The organism is Serratia sp. BIGb0163, from assembly GCF_024809935.1.
Lineage (GTDB): Bacteria > Pseudomonadota > Gammaproteobacteria > Enterobacterales > Enterobacteriaceae > Serratia > Serratia quinivorans.
Genome location: NZ_JANUDZ010000001.1, coordinates 1535037 through 1558650 on the forward strand (window position 1 = coordinate 1535037; position 23614 = coordinate 1558650).

The window sequence follows — 23614 nt, forward strand, 5'->3', positions numbered from 1 at the left end:
AAAAGGATGATGTCAGGTGCGATGCCTGACCTGCGCCGTGCGCAGGCCATTGCGCGCAAGGCGGGGTTATAACTTGCGGAAGCGACTCTGTACGCCGAAGGTGTCCGACGTGACATAACGCTCAACCTGTCGCAGTTGCTGTTCGCCGCTGCCCAGTTCGTACTCTAATTGGTCGAGCAACTGGCGCGGTGTTTTTTGCTGCTCGCCCTCAAAACGGCTGGCCGGTGCTTCGTCCAGCACGAATACCAGCGCGAAATAAGCGATCAGGGTGAAGAAGAACAGCCCGAAGAACATCGACAACACCACGATCACTCGGATCAGGCGTACCGGCACGTCAAAATAATGGGCCAGACCGGCGCAGACGCCCTTCAGCATGCCTTCTTCAGGAACGCGATAAAGCTTTTTACTGCCCAGAGTGTTGTTCATCAAGACTGTCTCCAGTTCGGGTGTTCTGCATCAAGGATCTCTTCCAGCGCCTGAATGCGTTCACGCATACGCTTGGCATCTTCAGCCAACTGCGCCAGTCGCTGCATCTCCTGATGGCTCAGTTGAATGCCGTTTTGTTGCCGATTGCTGTAATGCAGCCAAAGCCAAATCGGTGCGACAAACAACACAAAGATTGTCAACGGAATGGCAAGTAATAGAGCACTCATTTCTTTTCCTTCTTAATGCGTCTTGGTGGGCGGCCACACACCGTGGCCGCTGTTGCCTTACTCAGAGCGGTTCATTTTGGCTTTCAGCGCTGCCAATTGCTCACTGATGGCGTCGTCGGCTTTCAGCTCGGCAAACTCTTGATCCAGAGACTTCTTTTTACCGATGATGACGCTTTCCGCCTCGGCTTCCATATGGTCGATACGGCGTTCGAACTGCTCGAAACGAGCCATCGCCTCGTCCAGTTTGCCGCTGTCGAGCTGACGACGCACGTCACGGGAAGACGACGCCGCCTGGTGACGCAAGGTCAACGCCTGCTGGCGAGCGCGGGTTTCGGTCAGCTTGTTTTCCAGCTCGCCGATTTCGCTTTTCATACGCGCCAGCGTTTCTTCTACGGTGGATACTTCATGCGTCAGCGTGGTGATCAGGTCGGCCACTTTCTGTTTTTCGATCAGTGCCGCACGGGCCAGATCTTCTTTCTCTTTACGCAGTGCCAGTTCGGCTTTGTCCTGCCAATCGCTAAGCTGGTTTTCACCCTGCTCGATACGACGCAGTAACTGTTTTTTCTCCGCCAGCGCACGCGCTGAGGTGGAGCGAACTTCAACCAGCGTGTCTTCCATTTCCTGGATCATCAAACGCACCAGCTTTTGCGGATCTTCCGCCTTATCCAGCAGCGTATTGATGTTGGCGTTCACGATGTCGGCAAAACGAGAAAAAATACCCATAATTCACTTCCTCTTGGTTCTGATGGCGTCTGAAGCGCCGCGTTGGGTCATACAGATTTCCCTAATACCTAATCAAAACCCGTGCCAACTTTTATTTCATTGAATAATAACGATTATATATTTTTGACTCTCTGCGAGCATACTGTAGAGTGATTATTTTCACCAAACATTGGCGAATTTCATCATGAGCGAACAGTTAGAAAACCTGTTGGGCGAAGCGAATGCCTTTGTCGAAGTATTGGAGCAAGTCTCGCAACTGGCAAAGTTGAACAAACCGGTGTTGGTGATCGGTGAGCGCGGCACCGGTAAAGAACTGATTGCCAACCGGTTGCATTACCTGTCCAACCGTTGGCAGGGGCCGTTTATCTCGCTTAACTGCGCGGCCCTGAATGAAAACCTGCTGGACTCCGAGCTGTTCGGTCACGAGGCCGGGGCCTTTACCGGCGCGCAAAAGCGCCATCTGGGCCGCTTTGAACGTGCCGACGGCGGCACGCTGTTTCTCGACGAACTGGCCACCGCCCCGATGCTGGTTCAGGAAAAATTGCTGCGGGTGATTGAATACGGCCATCTGGAGCGCGTCGGCGGCAGCCAGCCGTTGCAGGTCGATGTGCGGTTGGTGTGTGCCACCAACGACGATCTGCCGGCACTGGCGGCGGCGGGTAAATTCCGCGCCGACCTGCTGGATCGGCTGGCATTCGACGTAGTGCAGTTACCGCCGCTGCGCCAGCGGCAGCAAGACATCATGTTGCTGGCCGAGCACTTTGCGATTCAGATGTGCCGTGAGCTGTCGCTGACACTGTTCCCCGGCTTTACCGAACGTGCCAGAGACACCCTGCTCGGCTATCACTGGCCGGGCAACGTGCGTGAACTTAAAAACGTGGTGGAACGTTCGATGTATCGGCACGGTACCAGTGACAGCGCGTTGGATCAGATAGTCATCAACCCCTTCGCCCAACGGGAAACTATGCCGCTGCCCATGGCGCGCGAAACGCCAACTGAGCGGCCAGTCCTGCCGCTGGATTTGAAAGCCTGGCAGTTGGCGCAGGAAAAATCGCTAATCGAAGCCGCACTTCAACAGGGAAGATTTAATCAGCGTAAGGCGGCGGAGCTGCTGGGGCTGACCTATCACCAATTACGTGGCATGTTGAAAAAGCACGCGCTGTTGCAAAATGGCGAGGCAGAAGAAGAATAACAGGCAAAAAAAAAGCCAGCACCCGAGCTGGCTTAAAAAACACTGGAAGCAATGTGAGCAATGTCGTGCCTTTCACAGCAGAGCCACAAACCGTGGCCTTCCGTGAACTGCCAGGCGATGATAATAGTTATCAGTATCACCTGTAAAGCACTTTGTTGAGAATTTTTCTCATTACCACACTGTCATTGTGCAATTACCACTCAGGAAAGGGATCGGCCATCTCATGCCAGTAGTCTACCCCGGCAGCCATTTCCTCGTCGTTCAGCAGGCAGGCATCCAGCAAACGCGTTATTTCAGCCTGCGGCAGGTTCTGCCCGATAAACACCAGTTCCTGGCGCATATCGCCAAAGGGCTCCACCCACTTCTCCATAATCTGTGCCTGGGTCTCTTCATCTTGCGGCCAGTTATCCTGCGCGATAGCGCGCCAGAAAGTCCCGGCCAATCCATAATGGGCGATGCCGCCGGCCTGGCTCCACTGCCCAGCCTGACGCGGACGCGTCGCCAACCAGTAGAACCCTTTGGAACGCAACAGTTTGCCACCGCCCCAGTCGCCGTTGATCACCCGATAGAATTTATCCGGTGCAAAAGGTCGACGCGCCCGATAAACAAAACTGCTGATGCCATAGTTCTCCGTTTCAGGCAGGTGCTCACCGCGCAGCTCCTTAAGCCAGCCGGGAGCCCGCTGCGCTTTGTCAAAGCTGAAGCTGCCGGTGTTTAATACCGCCTCCAGCGGCAGTTTGCCGGGGGAGATAGCGATGATTTTGGCATCTGGGTTCAGGCTGGCGAGCAGCGCCATCACTTCGCCCTGTTGTTCCGCGGTCAGCAAGTCGGTTTTACTCACCAGCATCACGTCGCAGAACTCAATCTGTTCGATCAACAGATCGGCCACGCTGCGCAAATCATCCTCGCCCAAACTTTGACCGGCTTCCTGCAGCGTTTGCGCCTGTTGGTACTGCTGGATGAAGTTGACTCCGTCCACCACCGTAACCAGGGTATCGAGGCGGGCGAAGTGCGACAGGCTTTCGCCCTGCTCGTCTTCAAAGGTGAAGGTTTCTGCCACCGGTAAAGGTTCGGAGATACCGCTGGACTCGATCAGCAGGTAATCAAAGCGGCCGGCCTGCGCCAGTTCGCGCACCGAAATCAGCAGGTCTTCACGCAGCGTGCAGCAGATGCAGCCATTGCTCATCTCCACCAGCTTTTCCTGTTGTCGGTCGAGCTGGACTTCGTTCTCGACCAGCGCAGCGTCGATGTTCACTTCACTCATGTCGTTAACTATCACCGCCACACGCATGCCCTGACGATTATTCAGAATATGGTTCAGCACCGTGGTTTTACCGGCGCCGAGAAAGCCGGAAAGTACGGTTACAGGTAATGGATTCATGGGGTTCCTCACTCAAAACTCATTGCGTAATGCCTGGTAGCCGCGCACCAGTTCAACGTTGGTGGCAGCCACTTCTTCAGAAAATTGCAACGCGCTGCGATCCACCTGCGGGTAAAGCGACAGATCGCTGTCGATACCGACGCGCTCGGTTGACGGGATATACAGGTTTTCCGGCAGCGTCACGCCGTCCACCACCGCGTTGTAGCGCACCACGCAGCCGGAGCCGATATGGCAGTTGAACAGCACGCTGTTAAAACCGATAAACACCCGATCTTCAATGCGGCACGGGCCGTGGACAATGGCGCGATGGGCGATAGAGCTGAAGCTGCCGATGGTGACCGCTGCGCCGCTTTTAGAGTGGATCACCACGCCGTCCTGAATATTGGAATGGGAACCGATAATGATCGGCTCCATGTCCCCGACCGCATTCAGCTCGTCCGCACGGATCACGGCATAGGGACCAACGTAGACAAAATCTTCGACAATCACCCGGCCGCAAATAATGGCGGTAGGATCGATGTAGGCTTTCGGTGAAACCTGTGGCAGATGACCACTGGGGTTCTTACGCAGCATTTCCAGCCTCCTGCCAGCTTAATTCCGCCACCGCATTGTGGGCGTGCAGACTTTCCTGATGCTCCACACGCAATGAAAAAGCACGGTGGTGGCACTGACTGCGCAGCATCCGATACAAACGGCGCGCGGCATCCTCACAGAACATCAGGTTCTGGCCATTAGCCAGGGCAAATGCCTGCTCGTCCTGACGTTTCACCAGCGTCTGCAGCGGCGTGCCCAGCGCATGCTCGATGCGATCGATTAAATTGACCACCGGCAATTCGGCTTCGCCTTCATTGAGCGTGACCGTCACCCAGGCCCAACTGCGCTGGCTATGCGGGGTGCCAGGCATGCCCTGTTCACCCAGCCAGTCAATCACCTGCTGTTGACTGACTTTGTCCGGCGACTGTTCGAAATCAAACTGAAACTGCTGTTGTGCCAGTTGGCGGCTTAGCGCTGCCGAACTCGGACAGGTGGAGGAATAGGGCACGCCCACCGTCAGCGACAGGGTTAACCCGGTGGTTAGGCTAGCGTCAATTTTCAGTGGGTAAGCTTTCCAGCCGCGATGTGCCGACAGCAGCGCCGGGCGCGACAACATCAGTTCGCCACTGATACTCAGGCTGGCACTGTCGCTGTGTTCCGGCTGTGATGCCAGAAAAGCCCGCAGCGAATCAGCAATACGTTGCGGCGTCAGTTCGCCCTGAGTCAATTCATCCAGCGTCAGGTACAGGCGCGACATATGTATTCCACGCGCGCCATGGCGACTGGCACGCAGATTGATCCCGGCATTAACTTTTGCCATCAGCGGCTTGCCCGCCAACTCCAGCGGCAGTGCGATCCCTTGCATCCCTACCCAATCGAGTCCGACATCACTCATTGCCCCCTGCCAGGCCTGTGCATCCGGCAGCGGCTGGGTTGGTGGAAGTGCAACCTTGTTCATACATCCCCTTGCGATTATTGATACATTGCCAGAGAAAGGTAACATTATTTTGTTATGTTATAACATATCAATTAAACTTTTTTTGCTCATGACGGCGAATTGTTCAATCAAGTAGCAGAAAACTCAGCCATTTTGCTCAATGGATTGGGCTGTTCGTCAGAGTGCGATACACTAAGGCTATTGCTTATTAACCCATGAAGCCTCTATGCGTGGTTTACCCCTTTGGATTTTGTCGCTGAGTTGCCTGGCGAGCACCGCCCTGGCCTCAACACCTCCTGCGCCCGCCGCGGCCCCCCCGCTGCCGGACATCCGCCAAAGCGGCTTTGTCTATTGTGTCAGCGGCATACTGAACACCTTTAACCCGCAGATGGCCAGCAGCGGCCTGACGGTCGATACCCTGTCCGCACAGCTGTACGACCGTCTGCTGGATGTTGACCCCTATACTTATCGGTTGATCCCCGAACTGGCGCAAAGCTGGGAGGTGCTGGATAACGGCGCGACCTACCGTTTCCATCTGCGAAAGGATGTGCCCTTCCAGACCACCGCCTGGTTCAAGCCGACCCGTAAACTGAACGCCGACGACGTGGTATTCAGCTTTGAGCGCGTGTTCAACCAGAAGCACCCATACCATGACGTCAACGGCGGCGAATATCCGTACTTCGACAGCCTGCAGTTTGGCGACTCGGTGCAAAGCGTGAAAAAGCTCGACGAGTACACGGTCGAGATCCGTCTGCAAGCGCCGGACGCCTCCTTCCTGTGGCATATCGCGACCCACTATGCGCCAGTGCTGTCGGCGGAATATGCTGACAACCTGACGCGTGAAGGCCGTCAGGAGATGATCGACCGTGAACCTGTCGGTAGCGGGCCCTTCCTGTTGAACGAATATCGCTCCGGGCAATACATTCGTCTGGCTCGTAACGACCTGTATTGGAAAGGTAAACCACGCATGCCGCAGGTGGTGATCGACCTGGGTGCCGGCGGCACCGGTCGGTTGTCGAAGCTGCTGACCGGCGAGTGTGATGTACTGGCCTATCCGGCCGCCAGCCAGCTTTCTATTCTGCGTGATGATCCGCGTCTGCGCCTGACGCTGCGTCCGGGGATGAATATCGCCTATCTGGCGTTCAACACCCGCAAACCGCCGCTTGACGATTTGAAGGTCCGTCAGGCAATTTCGCTGGCAATCAATAACCAGCGTCTGATGCAGTCGATTTACTACGGCACGGCGGAAACCGCCGCATCCATATTGCCGCGCGCTTCGTGGGCATACGACAATGATGCGCACGTCACCGAGTTTGACCCGGCCAAATCACGCGAAATGCTGAAACAGGCAGGCATTGAGTCGCTAAACCTGCGCTTGTGGGTGCCTACCGCGTCGCAATCCTACAACCCCAGCCCGCTGAAGACCGCCGAGCTGATCCAGGCCGATTTGGCCCAGGTGGGGATCAAAGTCACCATAGTTCCGGTTGAAGGTCGCTTCCAGGAAGCCCGGCTGATGGAGATGAATCACGACCTGACCCTGACCGGTTGGGCCACCGACAGTAACGACCCTGACAGTTTCTTCCGGCCGCTGCTGAGCTGCGCGGCAATCCGTTCACAAACCAACTATGCTCACTGGTGTGACCCGGGATTTGACGAAGTGCTGCAAAATGCCCTGCTGTCACAGCAGTTGGCGCAGCGAATCGAAAACTATCAGAAGGCGCAGAAAATTCTCGAACAACAACTGCCGGTGTTGCCGCTGGCGTCTTCATTGCGCCTGCAGGCCTATCGTTACGACATTAAGGGACTGGTTCTGAGCCCGTTCGGCAATGCGTCATTTGCCGGCGTGTTCCGTGAATCTGCCCAGGGGCCGAAAAAGTGATTATCTTTACCTTACGCCGTTGCCTGCTGCTGCTGATCACGCTGTTCTTCCTGACGCTGGTCAGCTTTAGCCTGAGCTATTTCACACCGCGCGCTCCGCTGAACGGTGCCGCCCTGCTGGATGCCTACCAGTTTTACTTTGTCAGCCTGTTGCACTGGGATTTTGGCGTTTCCAGCATTAACGGTCAGGCCATCAGCGAACAACTTCGTGAAGTGTTCCCGGCGACCATGGAGCTGTGCATTCTGGCGTTCACCATGGCGTTATTTATCGGCATTCCCCTGGGAATTATTGCCGGCGTGATGCGCGGTAAATGGCAGGACACCGCCATCAGTACCTTTGCGCTGCTCGGTTTCTCGATGCCGGTGTTCTGGCTGGCGCTGCTGCTGATGCTGTTTTTCTCGCTGCACCTCGGCTGGTTGCCGGTTTCCGGCCGTTTCGATCTGCTGTATCAGGTTAAACCGATCACCGGCTTTGCCCTGATTGACGCCTGGCTGTCCGATTCGCCCTATCGCAGCGAAATGATTGGCAGCGCACTACGCCATATGATCCTGCCGATTGCCGCGCTGGCAGTGGCACCTACCACCGAGGTGGTGCGACTGATGCGTATCAGCACCGACGACGTGCTCAACCAGAACTACATTAAGGCCGCCGCGACCCGTGGGCTTTCCCGTTTCACCATTATCCGTCGCCACGTGCTGCACAATGCACTGCCACCGATCGTGCCCAAACTGGGCCTGCAGTTCTCCACCATGCTGACGCTGGCGATGATCACCGAAGTGGTGTTCAGTTGGCCGGGCCTCGGGCGCTGGATGATTAACGCCATCCGCCAGCAGGATTACGCGGCGATCTCCGCCGGCGTGATGGTGGTCGGCACGCTGGTGATCACCATTAACGTGCTGGCCGATATCTTGGGCGCTGCCACCAATCCACTGAAACATAAGGAATGGTATGCCCTTAGATAACGTATACCGCGAAAAGAAAATGCCGAGTCCGCTGCTCTACACCTGGCGGATTTTTTACGGTGATGCGCTGGCGATGATTGGTTTCTACGGCGTGATAGCGCTGCTGCTGCTTTCCCTGTTCGGCAGCCTGCTGGCGCCTTATGCGCTCGATCAACAGTTCCTGGGCTATCAGTTGCTGCCACCCTCCTGGTCGCGTTACGGCAACGTTTCCTTCTTCCTGGGCACTGACGACCTCGGCCGCGATATTCTCAGCCGTTTGCTGGCCGGTACCGCTGCCACTTACGGCGCCGCACTGCTGGTCACCGTGGCCGCATCCGTTGTCGGGGTGATCCTCGGGGTATTTGCCGGCGTAACCCGTGGTTTTCGCTCTGCGGTGCTCAATCATATTCTCGACACCCTGCTCTCCATCCCTTCGCTGCTGCTGGCGATTGTGGTGGTGGCGTTCCTCGGGCCCAAACTCGAACACGCCATGCTGGCCGTTTGGCTGGCGTTGTTGCCACGCATGGTGCGCACTATCTACAGCGCAGTACACGACGAACTGGAAAAAGAATACGTAGTCGCGGTGCGTCTCGACGGTGCCTCTACGCTGCAGATCCTGTGGTATGCCGTGATGCCCAATATTGTGGCGGTGCTGGTGACTGAATTTACCCGAGCGCTGTCGATGGCGATCCTGGATATTGCCGCACTCGGCTTCCTCGATCTCGGTGCACAACTCCCGTCTCCGGAATGGGGAGCCATGCTCGGCGATTCGCTGGAGCTGGTGTATGTCGCCCCCTGGACGGTGATGCTGCCCGGTGCCGCGATCCTGATCAGCGTGCTGTTGGTTAACCTGTTGGGCGACGGTATGCGCCGCGCAATCAATACGGGGGTGGAATAATGCCATTACTTGATATCCGCAACCTGACGATTGAATTTATGACGGCCGAAGGGCCGGTCAAGGCGGTTGACCGCGTCAGCATGACGTTGAGCGAAGGTGAAGTCCGTGGCCTGGTGGGTGAGTCCGGCTCTGGCAAGAGCCTGATTGCCAAGGCAATTTGCGGCGTCACCAAAGACAACTGGCGCGTTACCGCCGACCGTTTCCGTTTTGACGATATCGACCTGCTGCAATTGACCCCGCGTGAACGGCGCAAACTGGTCGGGCATAACGTCTCGATGATCTTCCAGGAGCCACAGTCTTGTCTGGATCCGTCCGAAAGCATTGGCCGCCAGTTGGCGCAGGCTATCCCTGGCTGGACCTATAAGGGCCGTTGGTGGCAACGTTTTAACTGGCGCAAGCGCCGCGCGATTGAGCTACTGCACCGCGTGGGCATCAAGGATCACAAGGACATTATGGGCAGCTTCCCCTATGAGCTGACCGACGGCGAATGCCAGAAAGTGATGATCGCCATCGCCCTGGCCAATCAGCCGCGCCTGCTGATTGCCGATGAACCGACCAACGCCATGGAACCGACCACTCAGGCGCAGATTTTCCGCCTGCTGGCGCGCCTGAACCAAAACAACAACACCACCATTTTGCTGATCAGCCACGATTTGCAAATGATGAGTAAATGGGCGGATCGGGTCAACGTGCTGTACTGCGGCCAAACGGTGGAAAGCGCCCAGTGCGAAGATCTGCTGGCTGCACCGCACCATCCTTACACCCAGGCGCTGATCCGCTCAATGCCTGACTTCGGCCGCGCCTTGCCGCATAAAAGCCGGCTCAACACCCTGCCGGGAGCCATTCCGTCGCTGGAGCATTTACCTATCGGTTGCCGCCTGGGGCCGCGTTGCCCTTACGCACAGAAAAAGTGCATTGAGACACCCCGCCTGCGCCCGGTGAAAAACCACCTGTTCGCCTGCCACTTCCCGCTGAACATGGAGGAGCAATAACATGGAAACGCTGTTGGAAGTGCGCAATCTGAGCAAAACCTACCGCTACCGTACCGGGCTGTTTCGCCGCCAGCACGTTGAGGCGGTGAAATCGGTCAGTTTCACCCTGCGCGAACGGCAAACGCTGGCCATCATCGGCGAGAACGGATCCGGTAAGTCGACGCTGGCCAAGATGCTGTCCGGCATGGTGGAGCCTTCATCCGGCGAGCTGCTGATCGACGATCATCGGCTTGACTATGGTGACTATCGCTATCGTAGCCAGCGCATTCGCATGATATTTCAGGACCCGAGCACTTCGCTCAATCCTCGTCAGCGTATTGGCCAACTGCTGGATGCCCCGCTGCGGCTGAATACCGAAATGGCCGCCCCGGAGCGCGAGCAGCACATCAACCAGACGCTACGCCAGGTAGGCATGTTGCCGGACCACGCCAATTATTACCCGCACATGCTGGCCTCAGGCCAGAAACAGCGGGTGGCGCTGGCCCGGGCGCTGATCCTGCAACCCAAGGTGATCGTTGCTGATGAGGCACTGGCCTCGCTGGATATGTCGATGCGCTCGCAGATCATCAACCTGATGCTGGAGCTGCAGGAGAAACACGGCATCTCCTATATCTACGTGACCCAGCATTTGGGAATGATGAAGCATATCAGCGATCAGGTGATGGTGATGCACGAAGGGGAAATCGTCGAACGCGGGAGTACCGCAGAGGTTCTGGCTTCTCCTCTTCACGAACTGACCAAACGCCTGATCGCCAGCCACTTCGGTGAAGCCCTGACCGCGGACGCCTGGCGGCGCGACGGCGGCAGGTTCTGATCCTTCGGTCCTGAGATGCATGAGCCCCTCACCCCGGCCCTCTCCCCCTGGAGAGGGTGACGTCCGCTTAAGCCATGCCGGACAGACTTGTTGATCTACCCGGCACTGGCTTAGCCAATATCCTCAAATACAAATTACATTTTTGTTATATCTCATTATATTTTATTCCATTCAGTTATTGATTAGCACTTAACATTATTTTATCTCGTCAATCGAATCGGTGAGGATATCCCCTACGTTGAGCTTCTTAAACGACAGGATATCGCACTGATGAACAGCCCACGCCATCGCCAACTCGCGCAGTTTTTGCTCGCTTTAGCCGCAGGTTTCTCTGTTTATGGCCACGCACTGTGTTGCGACAGTCAGCGCTGATCCTGCCATTCCGTGCCCCTCTGTGGGCAGGTTGCCTTTTTATCTTGCCGCCGTTGCCTCTTGCAGCGGTGGCTGTTGTGCTTGATTAAGGACTATCCCCTATGGAACTACTACGTCGACAACATAATGCCCAGTGGTATCACGAAACCCAAAGCAGCGTGCGCGGTGACCAGCCGCTGGAACCCCAGGCGACCGGTATCCGCGATCGCTTCCTGCTGGGGCTGGGCGCTTTTGCCGACGAAGCGCTGAACACGGCACTGACCGCACGCGCGGGGGTATTTAACGCTTCGCTGGCCAGTTACCACGTACTGTTCCCGGATCGGGTCGAATTAACGCGAACAGTGACATTGTCACCTTACGACCGTCTCAGTACTGCGCTGACGGTGGCACAGGTGACCGGCGTGCAATCCCTCTGTAGCCATTACGCTGCCCGCCTCGCCCCGCTGTACAGCCCTGACGCCTCCCGAGAAAGTAACATCCGCCTGGCACAAATCACCCAATATGCCCGTCAGCTCGCCAGTCAGCCGACCCTGATTTGCCCTAAAGCCTTACAACAGCTCAGCGACGTCGGGCTCAGCCCGGCGGATATTGTGGCGTTTTCGCAGATTATCGGCTTTGTCAGCTATCAGGCGCGGGTGGTGGCCGGCGTGGCCGCATTAGCCGGGCGGCCAACTGGCGTGGTGCCCGGTTTCCCGAACATAGCGGATGCTGAAAATGTGCCCTTCACGACGGAAGAATTGACATGGCAAGCACGGCTGCCATCGGTGGTGCTGGAGGAAGCATGCGCTGAACAACTTGACGTGTTGGATCAAAGCCACCCCGACGCCCGCAGCGAGTCTTATTATCTGCTGCTGGCCCACGATGCCCCCGCGCTACGTGAGCGCAACGGCGTATTTAACAGTATCAACGCCGACGGCTATGGCCTGTCGGCGCGGCTGAAGGCACTGGCAACGCTGGCGGTTTCGCGCATTAACGGCAGTCGCTATTGTGCCTCCACCGTGGCGCAGGATATTGAGCATGACTTATTGGTCAGTGCTCTGTTCGAGAATATTGATCATGGGCTTGAGAGCACCGATAACCCGGTTTATCAGGCGGTGATCCGCGTGGCTACAGACCTGACCCGCACGCCGGAAAAGTTCACTCCACGTAGCGTGCAGCCGTTGTTTAACAGTGGGATGAATCAGGCACAGGCGCTGGACGTGATCCTTACCGGGGCACTCTACGCCTGGGAGAACCGTTTACGCCAAACCCTGGGTGACATACAGTACTTCAACGAAAGTCAGGCGGAATAGTTACCGCAGCAGCCAACCGCGCGCGGCATCAAAAAAGTGCTGCGCCAATGGCGATGCGCGCCCTGGCTCGGCGGTGACCACTGCGGCGTGACGTGACATGGCTGCGATGGTCACCGGCCTGCGTTGTAGCTCCGGCATCATGGTCGGCAACAGGTTGCCTGGCGGAAACAATCCGCAGCCCAGGCCAACAAAAATGCCCTGCAGCAATTGGAATATCGAGGTGGTTTCCATACGTACATGCAGCGTCAAACCGGCTTCACGGAAGTTTTGATCAAGGTAGCGGCGGAAATAACGCGTCGGTTCCGCCAGACACAGCGGCAGTGCCGCCACCTCCTCCAACGTCATTGGCGTATCCCCTGTCAGTTCGGGGAAGTACTCAGGGTGGAACACCAATTCAACGCCGGCGTCCGCCAATGGCTGCGACTGGAAATGCAGCTCCTGCAACGTGGAAAGTTCAAAGAAGCCGATGCCGATATCCACGGTATGCGCCGTCAACGCCTCCAGCAACTGATCGGCGCTCAACACGGACACCCGGTAGTCCAACTGTGGGAAGCGCTCGCTGACCGCCTTTAACATTTGTGCCAGCGAAATGCTGCATTGAGGAACGGCACCGATGCGCAGCGTGCCGCTAAGGCCGTGCTTAAGCGACTCGACCTCCAGCTTCAGCCCCTGATAAACCGAGACAATCTCACGCGCCCACGACAGCACTCGTTCACCCTCAGCGGTGAAGCCTTCGAAATTGTTGCCGCGATTGATCAACGAGACGCCCAGCTCTTTTTCCAGGTTTTTCAGCCGCATGGATAACGTCGGCTGGCTGACGAAGCTGACTTGCGCCGCACGGCCAAAGTGGCGTTCACGTTCGAGATTACACAGGTAGATCAGTTGCTTAATATCCATAAAACGGCTCAACAAGTCATGACTAACCTGAGTATATCATCGCTGCTGGATTTCGGGCGCGGAGCGCTGCGCCCCGAGAGTCAGATTTTCAACTTCACATAGTCCATCAGGCGCGAGAACATGCCGCCCTGATTGACCGGCTGCAACACCACCAGCGGCAAGGTTTTCAGTACTTTGCCATTGTCACTGATACGAATTTCACCGACCGACTGTCCCTGAGTCAGCGGAGCATCAAGACGCGGCGTATTGATCACATATTGCGCCTTCAGCTTATCCGCCTCGCTTTTCGGCAGGCTGAGATATTGATCCTGCCGGCTGCCCACCGCAACCTCATGGCGATCGCCGTACCACACTTTCTCCTGCCCCAGACTTTGCCCAGCGCTAAACAAATGTAGGGTAACGAAATCACGCAGCCCCCAGGTCAGCAGTTTACGCGCCTGTTCTTCGCGCCCTTTTGGACTTTTACCGCCCATCACTACGGCGATCAGTCGACGGTCACCTTCGGTGGCAGAGGCAATAATGTTAAAACCGGCGGATTCGGTATGGCCGGTTTTCAGGCCGTCCACCCGCAGGTTTTTGTCCCACAACAGCCCGTTGCGGTTCTGCTGGGTGATACCGTTCCAGGTCAGCGATTTCTCGCTGTACATATGGTATTCCGCCGGTTCGCTCATAATAATGGCGCGGGAGATCACCGCCAGATCGCCCGCCGTGGTGAATTGCCCTGGGGCATCCAGACCGTGGACGGTTTCAAAATGGGTGTTTTGCAGACCGAGCTGGGCGCTCTTCTCATTCATCAGTTTGACGAATGCGGCCTGACTGCCCGCCACGTAGTCCGCCATGGCTACGCAGGCGTCGTTACCAGAGTCAATGATAATGCCGCGGCTGAGATCGCGAACCGTGACCCTGTCACCGGGCTTCAGGAACATCAACGAAGAGCCTTTGAACACCGGATTGCCCTGCGCCCAGGCATCTTTACCCACCGTTACCACGTCATCCAGACCAATCTTGTGTTGATCGAGCGCGTGATCAATCACCAACCCGGTCATCAGTTTGGTCAGGCTGGCCGGATTACGCCTCTGATCGGCATTTTCCTGTGCCAGTACCTGGCCAGTGGTGTAATCCATCAGCACGTAAGAGGCGGCGTCTATCGCCGGCGGGGTATTAAGGGGAAAGTTGAGTGGCGCATCTGCCGCCTGTACCGCCAACGGCAGCAAAATTCCGGTGATCACCGCCAATACTGAACGCTTCAATTGCTGTTCCTCAGGCCCTGCGGGCAAAATAAAATACCAATATAATCCGAGGCATAGACTGCATTAATTGTGGCGAAAGCGGAATCATTACTCTTTTTCAGCACATGTCATTATGCAACCATTTGTTTGCCCGGGCCGATCATGCGATAAACCGGCTCTATGCCGCCATAGCCCCATTCGATTAGACGCTGAAGCCGCACCCTCCTAAACTTGTGACATAAACACTGAAAGCGCTTAAAAAAGCGTTCACTTTTTAGCTACAACCACCTGCGAAGACCAAAATGAAATTTAAACCGTCAATAAAGCCTTATACCGGCGCGGCGGGCGGCTGGGGTTCACTCGAAGCCACCACTCGCTATGTGCTCGACAGCAAACAGACGCTGAAAAATCTGCGTAACCTGATGCGCGTAAATAAGGCCCGCGGCTTCGACTGCCCGGGCTGCGCCTGGGGCGATGATAATCACAGCACTTTCAGCTTCTGCGAAAACGGCGCCAAGGCGGTCAGTTGGGAAGCCACGCGTAACGCGGTCGAACCGGAATTCTTTGCCGCTCACAGCGTCAGCACTCTGCAGCAACAAAGCGATTACTTTCTTGAGTATCAGGGCCGCCTCACCCACCCAATGCGCTATAACGCCGAAACCGACCACTATGAGCCGATCGGTTGGCCAGACGCGCTGGCGTTGATTGCCCGGCACATCAGGCAAATGGATAATCCGAACCAGATCGAGCTGTATACCTCGGGGCGCGCCAGTAACGAAGCCTCCTACCTGTATCAACTGTTTGGTCGCATGCTCGGCACCAGTAACTTTCCTGACTGCTCCAACATGTGCCACGAAGCCAGCGGCGTCGGGCTGAAACAAAGTATCGGCGTGGGTAAAGGCACCATCCGTATGGATGACTTTGAAAAGGCCGATGCCATCTTTGTATTTGGTCAGAACCCCGGCACCAACCACCCGCGCATGCTGCACAGCCTGAAAAATGCGGCCAGTCGTGGGGCGCGCATTGTCAGTTTTAACACCCTGCGCGAACGTGGGCTGGAGCGCTTTGCCGATCCGCAAAGCCCGATTCAGATGCTGACGCCCAAGTCATCACCGATCAGTTCGTCCTATTACCAACCCAACCTCGGCGGAGATATGGCCGCGGTACGCGGCATGGTGAAAGCTTTGCTTGAAGGCCACCGTCAGCACTTGGCGGCCGGTGAGCCGGGCCTGTTCGACCTGGCCTTTATTGAGCAGCACAGCGTCGGCGTGGAGAGCTATCTGGCCCAGGTGGATGCCACCTCATGGGAGCAAATCACCCAGCAGTCCGGCCTCAGCGAAGCACAACTACGCCAGGCGGCGGCCATTTATCAGGGTGCCGAGCGCGTGATCTGCACATGGGCAATGGGTGTGACCCAGCATAAACACTCGGTGCCGACGGTACGTGAAATCACCAACCTGCAACTGCTATTCGGTCAGTTAGGCAAACCAGGCGCCGGTCTGTGCCCGGTACGCGGCCACAGCAACGTGCAGGGCAACCGGACCATGGGGATCGACGAGAAGTCGCCCAAGGCGCTGCTCGACAGCCTGGAACAACATTTTAACTTCTCGCCGCGACGCGAACCGGGCCATAACACCGTAGAGGCGATTGAGGCCATGCTGCGTGGTGAAGTGAAGGTTTTGCTGGCGCTAGGCGGTAACCTGGCCGCCGCCGCGCCGGACACCGAACGCACAGCCCGCGCCCTGCGCTGCTGCGACCTGACGGTGCATATCAGTACCAAGCTTAACCGTAGCCATCTGGTCACCGGCAAGGACGCACTGATCCTGCCGACGTTGGGCCGAACCGAGCAGGACTTGCAGGCCAGCGGCCCGCAGTACATCACGGTAGAAGACTCCTTCAGCATGGTGCATGCGTCCGAAGGCGTCGGCAAGCCGCTGGCGGAAACCCAACGCTCGGAAACCGCCATTGTCTGCGGTATCGCTGATGCGGTGCTGGGCAACCAACAGCTAGACTGGCTGGAGTTGGCGGATGACTATTCATTGATCCGCAATCATATTGCCGCCACCATTCCGGGCTTCGAAGATTTTAACCATCGCTGCGATCAGCCGGGTGGTTTTTATCTGGGCAATGCCGCCGCCGAACTGCGCTTCAATACCCCGAGCGGCAAGGCGGAATTCGGAGCAGCCCCGTTGCCGGACAGCCTGTTCCCGCAGTTGGATGGTCGCCAGGCGCCCTTCACACTGCAGACCCTGCGCTCGCACGATCAGTACAACACCACTATCTACGGGCTGGATGACCGCTATCGTGGCGTGTATGGTCAACGAGAAGTGCTGTTTATTAACCCGGAAGATCTGGCCGTTCTGGATATGCAGGATGGCGAATTGGTGGAAATCGAAACCCTGTGGAATGACGGCATCACCCGCAAGGTAAGCGGTTTCAAACTGGTGAGCTACGATATCCCGCGCGGCAATCTGGCGGCTTATTATCCCGAGACCAACCCGCTGGTGCCACTGGCCAGCTTTGGTGACGGCACCGGCACGCCGACCTCCAAGTCGATACCGGTGGAAATACGCCGTTGCGCCGCGCAGCCGACGCTGCGTATCGCCTGACCTGCAGCGCCCGGTTTACGCCGGGCGCGCTAATATCTCGATCGCCAACGGGCCCGCTTTTCTCTCCGGCGACTTTTGATGACTGGATATTCTCTATAATCACGCGCTAACGCGGTAAAACCGTGACGTTAGGCTTGCCCGCAGCGGGTGATTCGCGTAAAACTGTCAGCCGCAAATCTTGCCACTCACAACCCATTCACTGGACGATATGTTTCAAGATAACCCGCTGCTGGCGCAGCTTAAACAGCAACTTCACTCTCAGACCCCGCGCGTTGAAGGCGTAGTAAAAGGGACTGAGAAAGGCTTTGGCTTTCTTGAAGTAGACGGTCAAAAAAGCTATTTCATTCCGCCACCGTACATGAAGAAAGTCATGCACGGCGACCGGGTGAGCGCGACTCTGCATACCGAGAAAGAGCGCGAAATCGCCGAGCCGGAAACTCTGATCGAGCCATTCCTGTCGCGCTTTGTTGGCCGAGTGCAAAAGCGCGATGACCGCTTGTCAATCGTGCCCGATCATCCGTTGCTGAAAGACGCGATTCAGTGTCGTCCCGTGCGTGGCCTGAACCACAATTTCCAGGCCGGTGACTGGGCGGTGGCAGAAATGTGTCGCCACCCGCTGAAAGGCGACCGCGGTTTCAATGCCGATCTGACCCAATTCATTACCGATGGTGAAGACCACCTGGCGCCATGGTGGGTCACGCTGGCCCGTCATAATCTGGAAAAAGAAGCTCCGGAGATGATCGCCATCAGCGAGCCGGATGCTTCACTGCCGCGTGAAGACCTGACTGCGCTGAATTTTGTCACCATCGACAGTGCCAGCACCGAAGATATGGACGATGCGTTGTTCGTACAGGACAACGGTGACGGCTCACTGCAATTGACCATCGCCATTGCCGATCCGACCGCCTACGTCGAGCAAGGTAGCCCATTGGATGAAATCGCCCGCAAGCGCGCCTTCACCAACTACCTGCCGGGCTTCAACATCCCTATGTTGCCACGCGATCTGTCAGACAATCTGTGTTCACTGCGTCCGAACCAACGCCGTCCGGTATTGGCCTGCCGCGTGACCATCGGTGCCGACGGCGCCCTGGCTGACGACATTCGCTTCTTCGCCGCCGAGATCGAGTCAAAAGCCAAACTGGTTTATGACGAAGTGTCCGACTGGCTGGAAGGCATTGCCGGCTGGCAACCGCCAAGTGACGACATTGCACAGCAAATCACCCTGCTCAAGCGTGTGTGCGATGTGCGTAATTCCTGGCGCCACCAGCACGCTCTGGTATTTAAGGATCGCCCTGACTACCGCTTTGTTCTGGGCGAAAAAGGCGAAGTGCTGGAGATCGTCACCGAGCAGCGCCGCACGGCCAACCGTATCGTTGAAGAGTGCATGATTGCTTCCAACGTTTGCGCCGCTATCGTGCTGCGCGACCGTCTCGGCTTCGGCATTTACAACGTGCATACCGGTTTCGATCCGCTGCTGGTTGAGCAGGCGGTTACCGTGCTGCAGGCCAACGGCGTGGAAGCCGATGCCGAGAAATTGCTGACGCTGGAAGGGTTCTGCGAACTGCGCCGTCACCTGGATTCACAGCCGACCCAGTTCCTCGACAGCCGCATCCGTCGTTCCCAGACCTATGCCGAGATCAGCACCACACCGGGCCCGCATTATGGCCTGGGGCTGGAAGCCTACGCCACCTGGACCTCACCGATCCGTAAATACGGCGATATGGTTAACCACCGTCTGCTGAAAGCCATTATCGCCGAACAGTCCGCCGAAAAACCTCAGGATGAAGTCACCGTCCAACTGGCAGAACGCCGTCGTCTGAACCGCATGGCGGAGCGCGACGTGGGTGACTGGTTGTACGCTCGCTACCTGAAAGATAAAGCCGGTACCGATGAGCGCTTCAATGCCGAGATCATCGACGTGACCCGCGGCGGCCTGCGTGTACGCCTGCTGGACAACGGCGCAGTGGCCTTTATCCCGGCTCCATTTATTCACGCGGTGCGTGATGAAATGGTCTGCAGCCAGGAGACCGGCACGGTTCAGATCAAAGGCGAAGTCGTCTATCGCCAGGGGGATAATCTGCAGGTCACCATCGCCGAAGTGCGCATGGAAACCCGCAGCGTAATCGCCAGACCGGCGGCCTAACCTCGCGAGATTAATCGCACGCCAGACAAACACCGGACGGGTTAACCTCCGGTGTTTTTTTTCGTCACTCAAGCAGCAGCGTCCCCGCTATTGCGCCACAGCCAGGTAAGCCTGGCCGCACACCCATCACATTGTTTTTACGTCATTACTCAACCTGCTTCACATTTCTCATCCGACTTGCTGTTCTTCACGCACAAAACTCCTACTTTTAATTTGTATCCATTCGCCAATAAGAGCTTCTTTTTTTATTTCTGCGCACCTAGGAGTTGTTGATCATGAAAAACGTCAAGTCCGGGATCATCTGGCTGGCGGTGGCGTTGGTGGGCGCATTTGCCTTCGCCATGCTGGCGCTAAGCCGTGGGGAGCATGTCAATGCGGTTTGGCTAGTCGTCGCGGCGGTCGCCTGCTACAGCATCGCTTACCGCTTCTACAGCCTGTTTATTGCCAAGAAAGTATTTGAGCTCGACGATCGCCGCAAGACGCCGGCAGAACGTCGCAACGACGGGCTGGACTATGTGCCCACCAACAAATGGGTGTTGTTTGGTCACCATTTTGCCGCCATCGCCGGTGCCGGGCCGTTGGTTGGCCCGATCCTGGCAGCACAAATGGGCTTTCTGCCCGGCACCATCTGGATCCTGGTTGGGGTGATGTTGGCCGGTGCCGTGCAGGACTTCCTGATCCTGTTTATCTCCACTCGCCGCGATGGCCGTTCGCTGGGTGAAATGGCCAAGCAGGAACTGGGGGCTTTCGCCGGGGTGATCACCATGCTGGGTGCGCTGGGGGTGATGATTATCATTCTGTCTGCGCTGGCGCTGGTGGTGGTAAAAGCGCTGGCCGACAGCCCATGGGGCCTGTTCACTATCGCCGCCACCATTCCTATCGCACTGTTTATGGGCGTGTATATGCGCTTTATCCGGCCGGGTAAAATCGCCGAAATTTCGGTGGTGGGTTTTGCCCTGATGCTGCTGGCGATTATTTACGGCGGTAATGTGGCGCAAGACCCCTACTGGGGCCCGTTCTTCACGCTGCACGGCACTACGCTGACCTGGGTACTGGTCGTCTACGGCTTTGTCGCCTCGGTGCTGCCGGTGTGGTTGCTGTTGGCACCGCGTGACTATCTGTCCACCTTTATGAAGATTGGCGTCATTATCGGGCTGGCGGTTGGCATTGTCTTCGCCATGCCGGAAATGAAAATGCCGGCGGTATCGCGCTTTATCGACGGTAGCGGCCCGGTGTTCGCCGGATCGCTGTTCCCGTTCCTATTTATTACCATCGCCTGCGGCTCGATTTCCGGTTTCCATGCGCTGGTGTCCAGCGGCACGACACCGAAACTGGTGGAGCGTGAAAGCCATATCCGCTTTATCGGCTACGGTGCCATGTTGATGGAGTCCTTCGTGGCCATCATGGCGCTGATCTGCGCCTCGGTCATCGATCCGGGCGTTTACTTCGCCATGAACTCACCGGCGGCGCTGATCGGCACCACGGTGGAAAATGCCTCGCAGGTGATTAACAGCTGGGGCTTTATGATCACCCCGGAAACCCTGACGATGATTGCCAAAGACGTCGGGGAGCACTCGATTCTGTCCCGTGCCGGTGGCGCACCGACCTTTGCGGTAGGTATGGCGCACATCATTACCGAGGTATTTAACAGCCGCGCGATGATGGCGTTTTGGTATCACTTCGCCATTTTGTTCGAGGCCCTGTTTATTCTGACCGCCGTCGATGCCGGCACCCGCGCCTGTCGCTTTATGGTACAGGATTTGGTTGGCGTGGCGATCCCACGGCTGGCCAACAACCGTTCGTGGTTCGGTAATCTGGCGGGGACTACGGTGGCAGTCGCAGGCTGGGGGTTCTTTGTCTATCAGGGGGTGGTCGATCCGCTCGGTGGCATCAATACCCTGTGGCCGCTGTTCGGTATCGGTAACCAGATGCTGGCGTCGATGGCGCTGATCCTCGGTACCGTGGTGCTGTTCAAAATGAAAAAACAGCGCTACGCATGGGTAACTATCCTGCCCACCGTCTGGTTGTTTATCACCTCAATGACCGCCGGCTGGCAGAAGATCTTCCATGAAAAACCGAGTATCGGCTTCCTGGCACAGGCGAAGAAATTCTCTACCGGTATTGAGCAAGGTACGTTAATCGCACCGGCCAAGACGTTAAAGGATATGGAAACCATCGTGTTCAGCAACCAGATTAACGCCGCGCTCTGTGCTTTCTTTATGCTGGTGGCGGTAACCATGCTGGTCTCCGCCTTCTTTGTGATCCGCCGTGCGTTGAACTCCAGCCAGCCTACCGCTCAGGAGTCACCGATCGTCCTGCGTGAGAATGGGTAAACCTGCGATTGGGCGCGGCATGCAGCGCCCCTGCTTCTAAACAACCGGGCACTTGGTCAGTGCCCTTTTCTTTGTTTACAACTCAGTTCAATAAATTAGTCCCAAAGGCCCCCTGCCAATCCTGTTCGAATTTCTCTACCGCCGCCTGTACCGCAGGTGCGGCAAGAAACTGTTCGGCAACGTCGACCGGCAAGGTGATGGCCTGGCAACCTGCCAGTAAACATTCCAGTGCCTGACGCGGCGTTTTAAAACTGGCGGCCAGCACTCTGGCGCCTGGTGCATGCAGCGTCAGCAACTGCTGCAGCTCCTGCACCATCTTAATGCCGTCACCGCCCTGCGCATCCAAACGGTTAATGTAAGGGGCGACATACTCTGCCCCGGCCAGCGCCGCCAGCAATCCCTGACCCGCGCCGTAGACCGCCGTCCCCAGCGTAGGGATCGACATCGCTTTGAGTTTCTTGATTGCTGCCAGCCCTTCCGCGGTCGCCGGTACCTTCACCACCAGCCCTGGCACTCGCTGATGAAGCAGCGCCGCTTCTGCCACCATAAGTTCGGCATCGTTGGCCATCACCTGAGCAAACAGCTTACCGGTGCCTCCCAGCGCATCGCGCAGCGCCGGAAGCACCTCCCAAATCGGTTTCCCCTCTTTGGCCACAATACTTGGATTAGTGGTCACACCATGCAACGGAAGGATGCGCGCCAGGCGTTTCACGGCGTTCACATCAGCGGTATCGAGATAAAGCTCCATTACGGACTCCTGAATCTTCTGTGGGCGAATTCAAACTCTGAACATAGTAGGACATGCAATAGGTTTATATTTGATCGAAATCAAATCAACTTTCATTCGAAACAACTTTAATGAAAGCAGCAAAGCAACCGAATGACAGGTGACTCGTGATTTTCAATCTGCAGCGTTATTCCACCCATGATGGCCCAGGCATTCGCAGCGTAGTGTTTCTAAAGGGATGCTCGCTTGGTTGCCTCTGGTGCCAGAACCCGGAAAGCCGGGCGCGAAAGGCAGACCTGTTGTTCGACCCACGCCTGTGTCTTGGCGGCTGCACGCTGTGTATCGAAGACAATACGCAGGCTGTCCGGCGGATAGACGATAGCCTGGTGATCCAGCGCGATTTACTCAGCCACGAAGATTATGCCGCATTGGCTGCCCGTTGCCCAACCGGCGCGCTCAGCCTGTGCGGCAGCGCGATAAATATCGACGATATCATGGCCGAGGTTCTGCGCGACAGACCCTTTTATTTGCGCACCGGCGGTGGGCTGACGCTGTCCGGCGGTGAACCCTTTATGCAACCGACCGTGGCGGCTGAACTGCTGCGCCGCAGTCGTGAGGCCGGTATTCATACCGCGGTGGAGTCTTGTCTGCATACCCCCTGGTCATACATCGCCCCGTCACTGCCCTGGCTTGACCTGATGCTGGCGGATCTGAAACACGTCGATGAACGGCGCTTCAAACAGTGGACCGGCGGCTCCGCCAAACGAGTGATGGACAATTTTCGTCGGCTGGCCGAGCGCGGTACCCAAACTATTGTGCGCGTACCACTGATCCCGGAGTTTAACGCCGATCGCCACTCTGTCCGTGCGATTGTCGATTTCGCCGCCGATGAAGCCGGCGCCAAAGAGATTCATTTTTTGCCATACCACACACTGGGCATCAACAAATACCACCTGCTCGGCGAACCCTATCACGCTGCCCGTACCCCACTGGATGCGCCCGAACTGCTGGCCTATGCCGAGCAGTACGCCAACACCAAAGGGCTGACCGCTATTTTGCGAGGATAAC

20 protein-coding genes are annotated in these 23614 nt (G+C 56.9%); 11 read left to right on the forward strand and 9 right to left on the reverse strand.

Translation table 11 applies throughout. The features are described 5' to 3' along the window. Positions 1-66: 66 nt before the first annotated feature. Genes pspC through pspA form a run of 3 tightly spaced genes read right to left on the reverse strand, consistent with a single transcriptional unit; the run spans position 67 to position 1376 of the window. Entirely contained in the window at positions 67-426 is a 360-nt protein-coding gene (gene pspC, locus M2406_RS07325) for an envelope stress response membrane protein PspC (RefSeq protein ID WP_012145350.1), read from the reverse strand. After that, the gene (pspB, locus tag M2406_RS07330) at positions 426-653 is read right to left on the reverse strand and encodes an envelope stress response membrane protein PspB (protein WP_012145351.1); all 228 of its coding nucleotides are present in this window, start codon (positions 651-653) and stop codon (positions 426-428) included. Before pspB ends, pspC begins: the two co-directional genes overlap by 1 nt. 57 nt (positions 654-710) lie before the next feature. Beyond that, positions 711-1376: a phage shock protein PspA gene (gene pspA, locus M2406_RS07335; RefSeq protein ID WP_115184563.1), complete on the reverse strand. Its 666-nt coding sequence runs from the start codon at positions 1374-1376 to the stop codon at positions 711-713. A 184-nt stretch (positions 1377-1560) separates the two neighbouring features. On the opposite strand from pspA, the gene pspF reads away from it, so the two are divergent. Beyond that, the gene (pspF, locus tag M2406_RS07340) at positions 1561-2568 is read left to right on the forward strand and encodes a phage shock protein operon transcriptional activator (protein WP_259189471.1); all 1008 of its coding nucleotides are present in this window, start codon (positions 1561-1563) and stop codon (positions 2566-2568) included. A 193-nt stretch (positions 2569-2761) separates the two neighbouring features. Here the strand turns inward: pspF and zigA are convergent, their stop codons facing one another. Genes zigA through folE2 form a run of 3 tightly spaced genes read right to left on the reverse strand, consistent with a single transcriptional unit; the run spans position 2762 to position 5441 of the window. Beyond that, on the reverse strand, positions 2762-3949 hold the full coding sequence (zigA, locus tag M2406_RS07345) for a zinc metallochaperone GTPase ZigA (RefSeq protein ID WP_259189473.1): 1188 nt from the start codon (positions 3947-3949) through the stop codon (positions 2762-2764). A 12-nt stretch (positions 3950-3961) separates the two neighbouring features. Then, positions 3962-4522 (reverse strand): carbonate dehydratase, encoded by a 561-nt coding sequence (locus tag M2406_RS07350; RefSeq protein WP_259189474.1) that lies wholly within the window; start codon positions 4520-4522, stop codon positions 3962-3964. Then, positions 4512-5441 carry a GTP cyclohydrolase FolE2 gene (folE2, locus tag M2406_RS07355; protein ID WP_259189475.1) on the reverse strand — a complete coding sequence of 310 codons (930 nt, stop codon included), beginning with the start codon at positions 5439-5441 and terminating at the stop codon, positions 4512-4514. The genes M2406_RS07350 and folE2 overlap by 11 nt, the downstream gene beginning before the upstream one ends. 205 nt (positions 5442-5646) lie before the next feature. Between folE2 and sapA the strand changes: the two genes are divergently transcribed. The 6 genes from sapA (at position 5647) to M2406_RS07385 (ending at position 12608) form a co-directional block, all read left to right on the forward strand. Next, positions 5647-7299, forward strand: coding sequence for an ABC transporter substrate-binding protein SapA (sapA, locus tag M2406_RS07360; protein ID WP_012145357.1), 1653 nt, complete (start codon positions 5647-5649; stop codon positions 7297-7299). Beyond that, positions 7296-8261, forward strand: coding sequence for a putrescine export ABC transporter permease SapB (gene sapB / locus M2406_RS07365; RefSeq protein WP_012145358.1), 966 nt, complete (start codon positions 7296-7298; stop codon positions 8259-8261). Before sapA ends, sapB begins: the two co-directional genes overlap by 4 nt. Then, entirely contained in the window at positions 8248-9138 is an 891-nt protein-coding gene (gene sapC, locus M2406_RS07370) for a putrescine export ABC transporter permease SapC (RefSeq protein ID WP_012145359.1), read from the forward strand. Before sapB ends, sapC begins: the two co-directional genes overlap by 14 nt. Continuing rightward, positions 9138-10130 (forward strand): putrescine export ABC transporter ATP-binding protein SapD, encoded by a 993-nt coding sequence (gene sapD, locus M2406_RS07375; RefSeq protein WP_012145360.1) that lies wholly within the window; start codon positions 9138-9140, stop codon positions 10128-10130. Before sapC ends, sapD begins: the two co-directional genes overlap by 1 nt. Position 10131: 1 nt before the next feature. Continuing rightward, positions 10132-10944, forward strand: a complete 813-nt coding sequence (sapF, locus tag M2406_RS07380; protein WP_012145361.1) for a putrescine export ABC transporter ATP-binding protein SapF — start codon at positions 10132-10134, stop codon at positions 10942-10944. A gap of 473 nt (positions 10945-11417) precedes the next feature. Next, positions 11418-12608 (forward strand): peroxidase-related enzyme, encoded by a 1191-nt coding sequence (locus M2406_RS07385; RefSeq protein ID WP_259189478.1) that lies wholly within the window; start codon positions 11418-11420, stop codon positions 12606-12608. Here M2406_RS07385 and M2406_RS07390 read toward each other — a convergent pair whose 3' ends face one another. Together M2406_RS07390 and dacD are read right to left on the reverse strand one after the other, a co-directional pair. Next, positions 12609-13505: a LysR family transcriptional regulator gene (locus M2406_RS07390; protein ID WP_012145363.1), complete on the reverse strand. Its 897-nt coding sequence runs from the start codon at positions 13503-13505 to the stop codon at positions 12609-12611. Positions 13506-13585: 80 nt separating this feature from the next. Further along, complete coding sequence (dacD, locus tag M2406_RS07395) at positions 13586-14755, reverse strand: serine-type D-Ala-D-Ala carboxypeptidase DacD (RefSeq protein ID WP_115184559.1); 1170 nt, start codon at positions 14753-14755, stop codon at positions 13586-13588. A gap of 281 nt (positions 14756-15036) precedes the next feature. Between dacD and M2406_RS07400 the strand changes: the two genes are divergently transcribed. From M2406_RS07400 to M2406_RS07410, 3 genes are all read left to right on the forward strand, one after another. Then, entirely contained in the window at positions 15037-17343 is a 2307-nt protein-coding gene (locus M2406_RS07400) for an FdhF/YdeP family oxidoreductase (RefSeq protein WP_259189479.1), read from the forward strand. A 208-nt stretch (positions 17344-17551) separates the two neighbouring features. Continuing rightward, positions 17552-19486: an exoribonuclease II gene (locus M2406_RS07405; protein ID WP_153860259.1), complete on the forward strand. Its 1935-nt coding sequence runs from the start codon at positions 17552-17554 to the stop codon at positions 19484-19486. 275 nt (positions 19487-19761) lie between these two features. After that, on the forward strand, positions 19762-21819 hold the full coding sequence (locus M2406_RS07410; RefSeq protein ID WP_112362434.1) for a carbon starvation CstA family protein: 2058 nt from the start codon (positions 19762-19764) through the stop codon (positions 21817-21819). Between the two features lie 82 nt (positions 21820-21901). On the opposite strand, the gene fsa is transcribed toward M2406_RS07410, so the two are convergent. Further along, a complete protein-coding gene (fsa, locus tag M2406_RS07415) occupies positions 21902-22567 on the reverse strand; it encodes a fructose-6-phosphate aldolase (RefSeq protein ID WP_259189480.1) in 666 nt (221 codons plus the stop codon). 146 nt (positions 22568-22713) lie between these two features. On the opposite strand from fsa, the gene M2406_RS07420 reads away from it, so the two are divergent. Further along, complete coding sequence (locus tag M2406_RS07420) at positions 22714-23613, forward strand: glycyl-radical enzyme activating protein (RefSeq protein WP_259189481.1); 900 nt, start codon at positions 22714-22716, stop codon at positions 23611-23613. The last annotated feature ends 1 nt before the right edge of the window (position 23614 follow it).